Genomic DNA, 12,776 nt, shown 5'->3' with positions numbered 1-12,776 from the left:
ACTCGGCGAACGGGCGAACAGGCGCGCGGCTCGCCTACTTCGCGCTGATCCGGGTGTACTTGTTGACCGCCCACGGCACGAAGACCACGAGCATCACCCCGATGCCGATCAGCACCGTCAGGACGGGGTGCTGCATCGTCCAGATGTCCGGGACCGGCGCGGACCCGACGTTGCCGAACAGCTCTCGTGCGGCCTGCACGAGCGACGACACCGGGTTCCACTCCGCGAACACCCGCAGCACCAGCGGCAGCGTCTCGCTCGGCACGAACGCGTTCGAGATGAACGTCAGCGGGAACAGGATCATGAACGAGGCGTTGTTGATCACCTCGGGCGTCTTCACGCTCATGCCGAGCAGCGCCATCACCCAGCTGAACGAGTAGCTGAAGAGCAGCAGCAGCCCGATGCCGGCGAGGAACTCGAGCGGCGACGAGTTCACCCGCCACCCGACCACGAGCCCGGTGAGCATCATGATCGTCATCGAGATGGCGTTGAGCACCAGGTCGGAGTTCGTCCGGCCGACGAGTACCGCGGATGCCGACATCGGCAGCGTGCGGAACCGGTCGATCAGTCCTTCCTTGAGGTCCTGCGCCATCGCCGAGCCGGAGAACGTCGCCCCGAACACGACGGTCTGGGCGAAGATGCCCGCCATCAGGAACTGCGTGTAGTCCGTGCCCTGCACCTGGATCGCGCCGCCGTAGACCTGGCTGAACAGCAGCACGAACATGATCGGCTGCAGGACGGCGAACACGAGCATGTCCGGCGAGCGCTTGATCTTGATGAGGTTCCGCTTCGTGACGGTCCAGCCGTCCTCGAACCAGACCGCGGCGGGCGAGGTGACGACGACGGGCAGCTGCCGTCCGAGCGCGGTGGTGGTGGCGGTCATCGTGCCGTCTCCTTCTGCTTGTCCTTCGTGTCGGCACCGCGCTTCGAACTCGCGGCCGGGTCGGCGGCGTCCGTGTCCTCGTCGGTCGCGGCGTGCCCGGTGAGCCGGAGGAACACGTCGTCGAGCGTCGGGCGACGCATGCCGGCGTCGTGCAGCTCGATGCCCGCTTCACCCAGGTCGGCGAGCACCCGCTGGAGCGCCGAGGGTCCGGCCTCGACCGCGATGGCGTGCGTGCGGCCGTCGCCCGAGGCCTCGACCTCGCCGACGCCGTAGCGGCGGAGGACGGTCGTCACGGCGTCGCCGTCCGCCTGGTCGACGAGGGTCACCACGACGCGGTGGCCGCCGACCTGGGCCTTGAGCTGGTCGGACGTCCCCTCGGCGATGACCGTGCCGCCGTCGATCACCGCGATGTCGTCGGCGAGCTGGTCGGCTTCCTCGAGGTACTGCGTGGTGAGCAGCACCGTGGTGCCGTCGGACACGAGCCCCTCGATGATGCCCCAGAGCGCCAGGCGGCTGCGTGGGTCGAGCCCGGTCGTGGGTTCGTCGAGGAACAGCACGCGCGGGTTCATCACGAGCGCACCCGCGAGGTCGATCCGCCGCCGCATACCGCCGGAGAACCCCTTCACGGGGCGGTCGCCGGCCTCGGACAGGTCGAAGACGTCGATCAGTTCGCGAGCGCGTTCCCGTGCCGTGCGCCGACCGAGGTGGTACAGCCGCCCGATCATCTCGAGGTTCTCGAACCCCGTGAGGTTCTCGTCGACCGCGGCGTACTGCCCGGACACGCCGATCGACCGACGGGTCGCCTGGGGGTCGGCGATGACGTCGATGCCGTCGATCGTCGCGGTGCCCGTGTCGGGCGTGATGAGGGTGGTGAGCACCTTCACGGTCGTGGTCTTGCCCGCACCGTTCGGCCCGAGCAGAGCCTTCACCGTGCCCTGCGGGACCGAGAGGTCGAGCCCCGCGAGGGCGTGCACGGGGCCCGATCCGGACCGGTAGGTCTTGGTCAGCCCGGAGGCTTCGATGATGGCCATGTCGCTCCCTTGTCGAACATGGAGAATATCAGTAGGTCGGTGGGAGCGACATCGCTACTCACACGTCGAAGTCGCCACCGAAGTCACCGAAGCCACCGCCGAAGTCCGATCCGCTGTCGCCCCAGCCCGCACTCTCGAACCCGCCGCCGTCGGATGCACCGCCGTCACCGGGATCGGCACCAGTGTCCTCCGAACCACCGTCACCCGCAGCGTCGGTACCGCCGTCGAACGATCCGGGGTCGGGCAGGAAGGCACTCATGATCGCCGAGCCGATCACGTACCCGGCCACGGTGCCGAGGATCGAGGCGCCGATCATGCTGCCGAAGGACGGGCCGGAACGCTGCCCGGCTCCGCCGAACCCGCCGCCGAGGACGCCCCCGCGGCCGTTCCCGACGCCGCCCAGCGAGCGCTCCATGAACCCGGGCTGCCGGATCTCGGAGCGCGTCGCCGCCTGCGCGAGGGAGCGGGGGTCGTCGCCGCGCGGCGCCTCGCCGACGGGTGCGGTCCGGGTGAACTCGTCGTAGACCATCCGACGCTGCTCGGGGGTCAGCGTCGCGAAGGCCTCGGCGTGGACGTCCTCGATGCGCTCCGGTGGTGCCGTGCGGAGCAGGTAGCGGTAGCGCTCGACGGCTCGCTCGTCATCGGTCGAGGCCGCACCGACGGCCGGCTGGTGGTACGACTGCTGGCCGTAGCGGTACCCCTGCTGCTGCGGCTGCCCCCACTGGTTCTGCGGAGCGCCGTCGCGGTCACGCTCCGGACGTCCGAGCAGGCGGTCGAGGAATCCCATGGTCGATGCTCCTTCGGGGTGCGGCCCCAGCGGGGCGGCGAGGCCGATCGGCCGGCCGGCCGGACGTGCCGTGGCCTGCAACCCTAGGGAGCGCCGACGACCGCTGACTGAACGCACGCACAGAGTCCCCCGAGAGCCCACGGGGCAGGATGGCAGCGTGACGGCGGACATCGACGAGCTCCGGCGGTTGCGCCGAGCCCGCAGCCGCATGGACCGCGACTACGCCGAGCCGCTCGACGTGCCGTCGCTCGCCGCGGCCTCGTTCATGTCGACCGCGCACTTCAGCCGCCGGTTCCGCGCGGCCTACGGCGAGACACCGTACGCGTACCTGATGACCCGCCGGATCGAGCGGGCGCAGGCACTCTTCCGGAGCACCGACCTCCCTGTGACCGAGGTCTGCATGGCCGTCGGGGCGACGAGCCTCGGGTCGTTCTCCGCGCGGTTCACCGAGCTCGTCGGCATGACACCGACGCAGTACCGCGCTGCCGACCACGACGCCCTCGCCGGGGTGTGGAGCTGCCACGCGATGGTGCTGACCCGACCGGTGCGACCGGGACCCGTCCGAGCAGGATCGGAGAAGCGCGAGGACGCCGGGCCGTCCTAGTCTCACTGGCATGACCATCCAGATCAGCGGCGTGCACGTGCTCGCCGACGACATCGACGCCGCCGTCGCGTTCTACGGCGACGTCCTCGGCTTCACCGTCCGCAACACCGTCGAGAACGGCGGGTTCCGGTGGGTGACCCTCGTGAGCGACGACCACGCGTACCTCGAACTCGTCCTCTCCGAGCCGCACGCCGGCCGGTCCCAGGAGGACGGCGACGCGATCGCCGCACTCCTGGCGAAGGGCGGGCTCTCGATGCTGCAGCTCCGCGTGTCGGACCTCGACGCGACCTTCGACCGCATCACGGCGAGCGCCGACGCGGAGGTCCTGCAGGAGCCGACCGACCAGTTCTGGGGCGTCCGTGACGCCGCCGTCCGCGACCCGGCCGGCAACATGGTCCGGATCGCGCAGGCCTGACGGACCGGCGTCCCCATCTGCGGGCCTGGAGGCGCGCGCCGGCCCCGCGCCGCGCCTCCAGTCCGCACCGGAGTCGCGTCAGCCCGCGTGCGGCCGCGTCAGTCCGCGGCGAGCGCGGCCGTCCACACGGCGTGCAGCTCGTCCGCGGCACCGGGGTGCGCCACCAGGAACGGCTCCCCCACGGGCGGGAAGCCGTCGACCGGGCCAGAGCGGGTGAGCACGACGCCGCCGGCCTCGTGCACGAGCAGCACCGCCGCGCCGTGGTCGATCGGGTCGAACGCCGACACGCAGCCGCCGATCCCCCGCCCGGCCGCGACCTGCGCGATCGTCAGCGTGCCGGAGCCCTGCACCCGCAGCGTGCACGACCGATCCGCGAGGGCGTCCAGGAACGCGCCGAAGCCCGCCCACGGCCGGTGCCCGTCGAGCTCCGTCCCGACGACGGCCCCGGCGAGTGCCCGGGGTGCGTCGTCGAGCCGCAGTGGCCGGTCCCGCAGCATCGCGCCGCGCCCGCGTCGGGCCTCGAGCACCTCGCCGCGCCACGGGTCGGCCACGACCCCGACGAGCGGACTGCCGCCGCGGGTGAGGCAGAGCGACATGGACGTCCACGGCACGCCGTTGGCCAGGTTGGTGGTGCCGTCGACCGGGTCGAGGAACCAGCGGTGTCGGTCCCCCGGCGCGGCGCCGTACTCCTCGCCGGTGAACCCGTGGCTCGGGAACACCGTCCGGACGCGCGAGCGGACGTGCTGCTCGACGAGCCGGTCGACATCGGTGACGAGGTCCGCCGGGTTCGCCTTCGTGGTGACGGACCCGACGGGGTGCTCCCGCGTGAACGCGATCACCTCGTGCGCGATGCGGTGCGCCAGTGCCTGTGCCCGGGACGCGACCTCGGTCTCGCCCGGTTCACGATCGGGGTCCGGCCAGCCGTCGCGCTCGGCGGCGGCGTACGCGGCCCGGACGGACGCCACGTCGTTCGTGACGACCGCGTCGACGCCGAGGCGGGCGGCCCAGAGCGCGGGTTCGTCGTCGTCGACGGTCCTCGCCGAGACCTGCAGTCCGAGGTCGTGCGCGGCCTCGACGGTGCACGGGGTGAGGAACGCGATGTCGAGGTCGAGCGTCGAGGGCGCCAGCTCCTCGAGGTCCGCTGCCGTCGGCGCTTCGAGGGACTCCCAGGCGAGCCACACGTCGGCGTCCGGCAGCACCGAGCGGAGGGCGCTCATCGCTTCGGGGGCGCCGCGCCAGGCGACACCGGTGGTGCCCCGGAACGCGGCGACGGTCCGGGCCGCGACCATCGCGTCCGACGCGTCGGCGAGGTCGACGAGCAGCGTCGACCGGCACCCGTCCAGCCGCTCGAGCACGTCGTCGAGCCGGGGGATGCGGTCGAGGCCGTTCCCGAGCCGCGCGACGTCGCACCAGTCGACGGCGGACACGCATCGGGCGTCGCCCCACATCCGGCCGAGGGTCTCGTCGTGCAGCAGGACCGCGACGCCGTCCGCGGTGCGCCGGACGTCGATCTCGATGGTCTCCGCGCCGAGGGCCTCGGCCACCGCGACGGCGGGCATCGTGTTCTCGCGCCGGACGCGCGGCGCACCGCGGTGGGCGACCAGGCGTGGCGGGCGCACACCGTGCCTCCCGTCCGGCACCGCGGTCGGCGCCTCTGGACTCAGGGTCATCCGCGCATCGTGTCGAACGTGGGCGAACCCCGGGTGACGTGTCCGTGAACGGTACGGGCGCCTGCGAGGATGGTGGCGTGACCGAACGCACCTGGGGCTGGCTCGCAGCCGTGATCGACGTCGTGCTCATCGTCCTGTTCGCCCTCATCGGGCGTTCCTCGCACGGCGAGTCGAACTCCGCCGTCGCGCTGTGGACCACGGCGTACCCGTTCCTCGCCGGTTGGGCGATCGCGTACGTCACGAGCGGCGCGTGGGCGCGTCCGCTGCGGTTCTGGCCGACGGGCGTCGTCGCCTGGATCCTGACGGTGTTCGTCGGCCTGGCGATCCGCGTCGCCACGGGGCAGGGCGACGTCGACGGCGATCCGCTGCCGATCTCGTTCGTGATCGTCGCGACGATCGTGCTCGGGGTGTTCCTGCTCGGCTGGCGCGGGATCGCCCGCCTCGTGCTCCGCGCGGTCGGACGCCGCGACCGTTCGGCAGTGACCGCGGGACGCTGAACTCCTCGCTCAGAACAACCCGTCGCGGGACGCCTCCGGGCCGTCGAACCCCCGGAACATGTCCGACACGAGCGCCTCGATCTGCGGCTCGACCAGACGCTCGACGGCCTCGGCGATCCGCGGCCGGTGGTCGATGAGGGCCAGGCACACGGCCGTGCCGGTGGACCGGGCGCACTCGTCGGACAGCTCGATCTCGTGCCGGAGCGCCGCCTTCGCCTCCTCCGACAGCGGCTCCCGGGGTGCCGGCTCCGCAGCCCCCGTTCCGGCCAGCTCGCCCAGCGTGAAGAGGAACGGCGCACCGGGCGACGGCTCCGGGTCCACGTCGAGCCCCTGGAACTCCGGCGACAACCCCTCGGTCGGCTGGTACCCCGCGTGCCGTTTCCGTGCCGCCGCGCGTTCGAGTTCCCGCTCCAGCAGCGGGAGGTTCTTCGCCGTGTAGTCGTCGACGGCGTCCTCGACGATGGTCGAGATGCGCCCGATGAGCGCGTGCTGCACGGCGTGCGGGACGTCCGGCCCGAAGCCCGCGGCGGCCGCGATCGGCGATCCGGTGCACTTGCGGCAGATGCGGGTGCGGGGGCGGGCGGTGCCGATCTGCCACCGTGGCAGCCAGCGCAGCCAGACATCGACCGCGCCGCGCACGCGCCCCTCGATGCCGTCCATCCTCCAACAGTAGGCCTGGGAGGCGCGGATCAGCCCGGCATTCCGCGGAAGTCCGCGAAACGGCCGGGTTCTCAACCCCTCGGTTCCGTGACGAAGTCGATGAGCTCCTCGACGCGTCCGAGCAGCTGTGGTTCGAGGTCGGCGAACGTCCGTACCCGACCGAGGATCCGCTGCCACGCGCGGGCGATGTCGGCCTGCTCGGCGTGCGGCCAGCCGAGGGCCTGACAGATCCCCTTCTTCCACTCGATCGACCGCGGGATGACGGGCCACGCAGCCAACCCGAGCCGCGATGGCTTCACCGACTGCCAGACGTCGACGAACGGGTGCCCGACGACGAGCACGTGGGCGCCCCACTTCCCGCGCATCACGGCGTCGGCGAAGCGGGACTCCTTCGATCCGGGCACGAGGTGGTCGACGAGGACGCCGACGCGACGATCGCGTGACGGCTGGAACTCGTCCAACACGGACGCGAGGTTGTCGACGCCGGAGAGCTCCTCGACCACGACGCCCTCGACGCGGAGGTCCGCTCCCCAGACCTTCTCGACGAGTTCGGCGTCGTGCTTGCCCTCGACCATGATCCGTGACGGCAGCGCCACCCGCGCCCGCTGCTGCTCGACGGCGAACGAGCCGGACGCGGTGCGGAGGCGACCACCGTCGGAGGCGTGCCGGACTGCCGGGGCCGAGCCGGGCCTCCCGGCTGCCGTGCCCGTCGCAGCACCGGCGGGACCGGCCGCACCGGGGGCACCCCTCCGTCCGACCGGCGCCTGCGGACGGCCGAGCGTCACGAGCTCGCCCTCCAGCAGGAACTGTCCACTGAACGGGAAGGAGCGGGTGCGTCCCTTCCAGTCCTCGAGCTCCACGTTGCCGGCCTCGAGCCGCACGACGGCGCCCGCCCACCCGGTCGCCGGGTCCTCGAGCACCATGTCCCGTTCGAGCGGCACCTGCCGCACCTTCTTCACGCCGCGCGAGCGCCAGTCCCCCGAGAGCACGTCGCTGCCGTACCGGTCGTCGTCCACCCGCACGAGGGTACTGTCGAGTGGGCTCCGGACGACGTCGACCGGCCGATCCCCACCATCTCGACGGAAGGCTCCCTCTTGCGCGCAGCGATCATCCACGCCCCGAACGACATCCGCGTCGAGGACCGCGACCAGCCCGTCCTCATCACCCCGAGGGACGTCGTCGTCAAGGTCGTCGCCGCGTGCGTGTGCGGCTCCGACCTGTGGCCCTACCGCGGCGTCACGAAGACGAAGGCGCCGCGCCCGATCGGCCACGAGCTCGTCGGCGAGGTCGTCGCGGTCGGTGACGCCGTGACGACCCTGCACGAGGGCGACTTCGTCATCTCCCCGTTCACCATGAACGAGGGCACGTGCCAGGCATGCCGCCACGGCATGACCACCGGATGCGAGCACCTCTCCGGGTTCGGCGGGACGGACGCCTACGGCGACCCGGTCGGCGGCGCCCAGGCCGAGTACGTGCGCATCCCGGACGCCGAGGCCACGCTCGTCGCGGTGCCCGGCCCGGTCGACCCGGCGCTCGTGCCCTCACTGCTGACCCTGTCGGACGTGTTCTCCACCGGGCACCACGCCGCCGTGTCCGCCGCTGTGGGGCCGGGCAAGACGGTCGTCGTGGTCGGCGACGGCGCGGTCGGGCTCTCCGCCGTGCTCGCGTCGAAGCGGCTCGGGGCGGAGCGGATCATCGCGATGAGCCGGCACGCCGACCGGCAGGCGCTCGCTCGCGAGTTCGGTGCGACGGACATCGTGGCCGAGCGCGGCACCGAGGGCGTCGCGGCGATCCGCGAACTGCTCGGCGGCGACCTGGCCGACTGTGCGGTCGAAGCGGTCGGCACGGAGGAGAGCATGGACCAGGCGCTGCACTCGGTGCGCCCGGGCGGCGCCCTCGGCTTCGTCGGGGTCCCGCACGGTGTGCCCACGATCGGGACGCGCTACCTCTTCGACACGAACATCACCGTCGCGGGCGGCATGGCCCCGGCGCGGAAGTACATCCCCGAGCTGCTGCCCGACGTGCTCTCGGGGGCGATCGAGCCCGGCCGGGTGTTCGACCTCGAGCTGCCGCTCGACGAGACCGCCGAGGCGTACCGGGCGATGGACGAGCGCCGCGCCATCAAGGTGCTGCTGCGCCCGTAGGCCGCGCGAGCTGGGCGGGGCACCGGGGCCGGCTCGCGAAAGCGACAGGGTGCCGCCGTGTTCCGGCGGCACCCTGTCGCTTTCGCAGAACCGTCGGGGCCGCCGCCCGCCACACTGTCGCTTTCGGGAGGCGCGGTGCGGGCCTGCACCGCGCCTCCTGTCCGTCCCGTCGCACGTTTCGCGGAACAGAACGCGTGTTTCGAATCGGTAAACAAACCTTTCAGTAAAGAAGGTTGTCCGTTACAGTCCTCGACATGACCACACGAGGACGCGCCCCCGGGCAGCCCGGACTCCTCCGTGTGCTGAACGACCGGGCAGCCCTCGAGCTCCTGCTCGACGAGGGGCCGCTCACGCGCAACGAGATCGCCCAGCGCACCGGCCTCAGCAAGCCCACCGCGGCCGAGATCATCCGCAGGCTCGAGGCAGCCGACCTCATCCGGGAGGCCGGCACCGCGACCCAGGCCGGACGCCGCGGACCGAGCGCCGTGGTGTACGAGGCGATCACCGACCGCGACCTCGCCGTCGCCGTGGACGTCCAGCTCGTCGACGTCCGGAGCACGGTGGTGGACGCCGCCGGCCGCACCTTCCCCGTCGCCACGCACACGATGTCCGAGGACGAGATGCGCGCCCCCGGTGCCGACATCGTCGCCGCCGCCATCTCCCGCGCGGCCACCGCGGCCGGCGTCGACGCCGACCTCGTCACCGCCGTCGCGGTCGGTGTGCAGGCGAGCGTCGACCACGCCACGGACACCCTCATCTTCACCGACGGCCTGCCTGGCTGGCCGCGCGACCAGGTCTCGACGACCCTGTCCGAGGCGCTCGGCGTCCGGGTCGTCATCGAGAACGACGCCAACCTCGCCGCGATCGCGGAACGGAACATGGGCGCCGGACGGACCCCCGGCTCGTTCGCCCTGTTCTGGATGGCGGAGGGCCTCGGCATGGCCCTCGACCTGCACGGCCACCTGCACACCGGCGCGTCCGGGGCCGCGGGTGAGATCGGCTACCTCAGCGTGCCCGCCGACGCACGCTCCATCGACCCGACGGCGACGATCGTCGCGGACCTCATCTCCGAGTCCGCGATCATCTCCCTCGCCGCCGAGCACGGGATCACGGCACCGGACGGCAGCCCAGCCGACTGGCGCCAGGTGCTCCCGCAGCTGCCCGGGCTCCCCGAGCAGCACCCGTTCACCACCGCCCTCGGCGAGCGCGTCGGGCACAACGTGCTCCCCGCCCTCGCCGTCGCCGATCCCGAGACGGTCGTGCTGCACGGCCCGACCGGGATCGCGGGCGGACCCGCCCTGGCCGCCGCCGTGACCGCCTGGCTCCGGACCCGCACCCGCTGGTCCACCGCCGTCGTGGCACCCGGCGTCCCCGACACCCCCGTCCTGCACGGTGCGCGGCACGTCCTCATCGACGTCGTGCGCACCGCGCTCGCGGACCGGCTCGAACGCATCAGCGACGATGCGCCCGCACCGGACCCCGTCGAGCGCCCCTGAGAAGTCCCACCCGCACCACTCGAGGCACCACCACCCGGCCCTGTCCCAGGGCTCTTCGGCGCGCCCGGAAACGGTGCCGCACGTCCGGATCCGTCCGGCGTGCGGCGTCGCGACCGCAGCGTGTCGGAGCGAGACCAGAGAGCGAGTACCGCAGTGTCCCTCCCCGAACCGAACGGCCCGCGCCGACGGGCGTTCCGCCGCATCGCCACCGCCACGGCCATCGCCGCCACCGGCGCCCTCGTCGTCGCCGGCTGCAGCTCCGGCAGCAGCGCCGACGCCATCGACAAGTCCGCCCCGAAGGAGCTCAAGGGCACCGTGTCGCTCTGGCACTTCTTCACCGGTCGTGAGGCCGGTGTCGTCGCCGATGCCGTGAAGGGCTTCGAGAAGGCGAACCCCGGCGTCACGGTCGACATCCACGCCGGGCAGGACGACGAGAAGCTCCAGAAGGCGATCTCGTCGGGTCAGAACATCGACGTCGGCCTGTCGTACTCGACGGCGATCGTCGGGAGCTTCTGCTCGTCCGGTGCCTTCCGCGACCTGTCGCCGTACATCAAGCGGGACAAGGTCGACCTGACGGACATCCCGAAGGCCGTCCGCTCGTACACGCAGTACAAGGGCACCCGGTGCACGCTGCCGGCCCTCGCCGACGTGAGTGCGCTCATGTACAACAAACCGCTGCTGGAGAAGGCGGGCATCACGACGCCGCCGAAGACACTCGACGAGCTCGAGGCCGATGCGCTGAAGCTCACGACGTACAACGCCGACGGGTCGATCAAGCAGCTCGGCTTCAACCCGCTCATCGACTTCTACGAGAACTCCCCCGAGCACTGGGCGCCGATGGTCGACGGCTCGTGGCTGGACAGCAAGGGCAACAGCGAGATCGGCACCTCGGCGAGCTGGAAGAAGCTCATCGAGTGGCAGAAGGGGTTCGTCGACAAGATCGGCTACGACAAGCTCAAGGCCTTCACGTCGGGTCTCGGGCAGGAGTTCGCCGCCGACAACGCGTTCCAGACCGGTCAGGTCGCGATGCAGATCGACGGCGAGTACCGCACCGCGTTCATCGAGGACCAGAAGCCGGACCTCGACTACGGCACCGCGCCGACCCCGGTCATGGACGGCGTCGGCAACTACGGCTCGACGTACATCGCGGGCAACGTCGCGGGCATCGCGAAGGGCTCGAAGCACCCCGAGCTCGCCTGGGCCCTGCTGAAGTACCTCTCCACGAACACCGACGCGCAGGTCACGATGGGCAACGGGCTGAAGAACATCCCGACGCTCACCTCGGCCCTCCAGTCGTCGAAGCTCGAGGTCGACGAGAACTACAAGACCTTCGTCGACGTCGCCGGGAACAAGGACACGATGACCTCGCCGGGGACCGCGGACGGCGCCGCCTACATCGGCACGTTCACGAAGTTCTGGCAGGCGTACCAGGAGAAGGGCGGTGACCTCGACGCGAAGCTGAAGAAGCTCGACGAGGACATCGACAACGCCAACCAGCTGGCCGGTCCGTGACCATGACGGACGTCACCACCCCTGAAACCGGCAGCCTGGAGGCGCGGCCCACCCGCGCCTCCCGGCCGCCGGCCCGCCCCGGGTCGCGTTCGACGGCCCCTGGAAGCCGACCACGTCGGCGCCGCTCCGCCGAGTCCCGCCGCCGCGTCGTCGCCCTGACGATGCTGGCCCCGGCCCTGGCGGGCCTCGTGATCTTCTTCGCGTACCCGCTCGTCGCGTCGATCTTCTACTCGTTCACCCGCTACAACCAGCTGCAGGAACCCGAGTTCGTCGGACTGCTGAACTACAGGTTCCTGTTCACCCAGGACCCGCAGATCTGGCCCGCGGTCCTGAACACCCTCTGGTTCGTGGTCATCCTCGTGCCGGTCCGGATCGTCTGCGGTCTGCTCGTCGCCGGGCTGCTCAGCCGGGCGAAGACCGCGACGGGCTTCTGGCGGACCCTGTTCTACCTGCCGGCCCTGGTGCCCCCGGTCGCGAGCGTCGTCGCGTTCGTGTTCCTGTTCAACCCCGGGACCGGGCCCGTCAACCAGATCCTGCGGCTCTTCGGGATCGACGGCCCGCTGTGGTTCAACGACCCCGCGTGGTCGAAGCCCTCGCTCGTGATCATGGGCGTCTGGGTGATGGGCGACATCATGATCATCTTCCTGGCGTCACTCCTGGACGTGCCGCGCGACCTGTACGAGGCCGCGTCCCTCGACGGGGCGAACGGCGTCCAGCAGGTGCGGCACATCACCCTGCCGACCATCGCGCCGGTGATCGGGTTCGCAGCCGTCACGGGGGTGATCGCGGCGCTGCAGTACTTCACCGAGGCCGCTGTCGCGTCGGGCGTCGCGAGCGGCAAGGCGACGATCGGCGGTGGCACGGCCGCGCAGCTCGGGTACCCGGGCACCTCGCTGCTCACCTACACCGAGTTGCTCTACCAGCACGGGTTCGCGAACTTCCAGTTCGGCTACGCGTCCGCGATGGCCGTCGTGCTGTTCGTGATCACCGCCGTGGTGCTCGTCTTCACGATGCGCCGCATCTCCGTATTCCGGCCGGAGGCCGACCAATGAACACTGCCCGGCCGGAGGAGTCCTG

General features: G+C 71.5%; 13 protein-coding genes. 7 read left to right on the top strand and 6 right to left on the bottom strand.

The window, feature by feature from the left end; all coding sequences use genetic code 11:
• Nucleotides 1-34: 34 nt before the first annotated feature.
• Genes HP507_RS11875 through HP507_RS11865 form a run of 3 tightly spaced genes read right to left on the bottom strand, consistent with a single transcriptional unit; the run spans nt 35 to nt 2,701 of the window.
• The gene (locus HP507_RS11875) at nt 35-883 is read right to left on the bottom strand and encodes an ABC transporter permease (RefSeq protein ID WP_175351983.1); all 849 of its coding nucleotides are present in this window, start codon (nt 881-883) and stop codon (nt 35-37) included.
• Nucleotides 880-1,914, bottom strand: a complete 1,035-nt coding sequence (locus HP507_RS11870; RefSeq protein ID WP_175351982.1) for an ATP-binding cassette domain-containing protein — start codon at nt 1,912-1,914, stop codon at nt 880-882. Before HP507_RS11870 ends, HP507_RS11875 begins: the two co-directional genes overlap by 4 nt.
• Before the next feature lie 58 nt (nt 1,915-1,972).
• The gene (locus HP507_RS11865; RefSeq protein WP_175351981.1) at nt 1,973-2,701 is read right to left on the bottom strand and encodes a hypothetical protein; all 729 of its coding nucleotides are present in this window, start codon (nt 2,699-2,701) and stop codon (nt 1,973-1,975) included.
• 208 nt (nt 2,702-2,909) lie between these two features.
• Here HP507_RS11865 and HP507_RS11860 point away from each other — a divergent pair, with 208 nt between their 5' ends.
• Both HP507_RS11860 and HP507_RS11855 read left to right on the top strand, forming a co-directional pair.
• Nucleotides 2,910-3,305: a helix-turn-helix transcriptional regulator gene (locus HP507_RS11860; protein WP_175352013.1), complete on the top strand. Its 396-nt coding sequence runs from the start codon at nt 2,910-2,912 to the stop codon at nt 3,303-3,305.
• Between the two features lie 10 nt (nt 3,306-3,315).
• The gene (locus tag HP507_RS11855) at nt 3,316-3,720 is read left to right on the top strand and encodes a VOC family protein (protein ID WP_175351980.1); all 405 of its coding nucleotides are present in this window, start codon (nt 3,316-3,318) and stop codon (nt 3,718-3,720) included.
• A 98-nt stretch (nt 3,721-3,818) separates the two neighbouring features.
• Here HP507_RS11855 and HP507_RS11850 read toward each other — a convergent pair whose 3' ends face one another.
• Nucleotides 3,819-5,390: an inositol monophosphatase family protein gene (locus tag HP507_RS11850; protein ID WP_175351979.1), complete on the bottom strand. Its 1,572-nt coding sequence runs from the start codon at nt 5,388-5,390 to the stop codon at nt 3,819-3,821.
• Between the two features lie 77 nt (nt 5,391-5,467).
• Between HP507_RS11850 and HP507_RS11845 the strand changes: the two genes are divergently transcribed.
• The gene (locus HP507_RS11845) at nt 5,468-5,887 is read left to right on the top strand and encodes a DUF3054 domain-containing protein (RefSeq protein WP_271207161.1); all 420 of its coding nucleotides are present in this window, start codon (nt 5,468-5,470) and stop codon (nt 5,885-5,887) included.
• 9 nt (nt 5,888-5,896) lie between these two features.
• Here the strand turns inward: HP507_RS11845 and HP507_RS11840 are convergent, their stop codons facing one another.
• Together HP507_RS11840 and HP507_RS11835 are read right to left on the bottom strand one after the other, a co-directional pair.
• Nucleotides 5,897-6,547 (bottom strand): spermidine/putrescine ABC transporter substrate-binding protein, encoded by a 651-nt coding sequence (locus tag HP507_RS11840; RefSeq protein WP_175351978.1) that lies wholly within the window; start codon nt 6,545-6,547, stop codon nt 5,897-5,899.
• A gap of 71 nt (nt 6,548-6,618) precedes the next feature.
• The gene (locus HP507_RS11835; RefSeq protein WP_175351977.1) at nt 6,619-7,563 is read right to left on the bottom strand and encodes a DUF3097 domain-containing protein; all 945 of its coding nucleotides are present in this window, start codon (nt 7,561-7,563) and stop codon (nt 6,619-6,621) included.
• A gap of 78 nt (nt 7,564-7,641) precedes the next feature.
• Between HP507_RS11835 and HP507_RS11830 the strand changes: the two genes are divergently transcribed.
• From HP507_RS11830 to HP507_RS11815, 4 genes are all read left to right on the top strand, one after another.
• Nucleotides 7,642-8,691 carry a zinc-binding dehydrogenase gene (locus HP507_RS11830; protein WP_175351976.1) on the top strand — a complete coding sequence of 350 codons (1,050 nt, stop codon included), beginning with the start codon at nt 7,642-7,644 and terminating at the stop codon, nt 8,689-8,691.
• A gap of 254 nt (nt 8,692-8,945) precedes the next feature.
• Nucleotides 8,946-10,187, top strand: a complete 1,242-nt coding sequence (locus HP507_RS11825) for an ROK family transcriptional regulator (protein ID WP_175351975.1) — start codon at nt 8,946-8,948, stop codon at nt 10,185-10,187.
• 153 nt (nt 10,188-10,340) lie between these two features.
• Nucleotides 10,341-11,699 (top strand): extracellular solute-binding protein, encoded by a 1,359-nt coding sequence (locus HP507_RS11820; RefSeq protein WP_271207162.1) that lies wholly within the window; start codon nt 10,341-10,343, stop codon nt 11,697-11,699.
• A 2-nt stretch (nt 11,700-11,701) separates the two neighbouring features.
• Nucleotides 11,702-12,751: a carbohydrate ABC transporter permease gene (locus tag HP507_RS11815; RefSeq protein ID WP_217508751.1), complete on the top strand. Its 1,050-nt coding sequence runs from the start codon at nt 11,702-11,704 to the stop codon at nt 12,749-12,751.
• Nucleotides 12,752-12,776 lie beyond the last annotated feature (25 nt).

It is taken from the genome of Curtobacterium pusillum (assembly GCF_013359865.1).
Taxonomy (GTDB): domain Bacteria; phylum Actinomycetota; class Actinomycetes; order Actinomycetales; family Microbacteriaceae; genus Curtobacterium; species Curtobacterium pusillum.
Note: the sequence above shows the minus strand (reverse complement) of the source record. Positions and strands in the feature narration are given on the sequence as shown.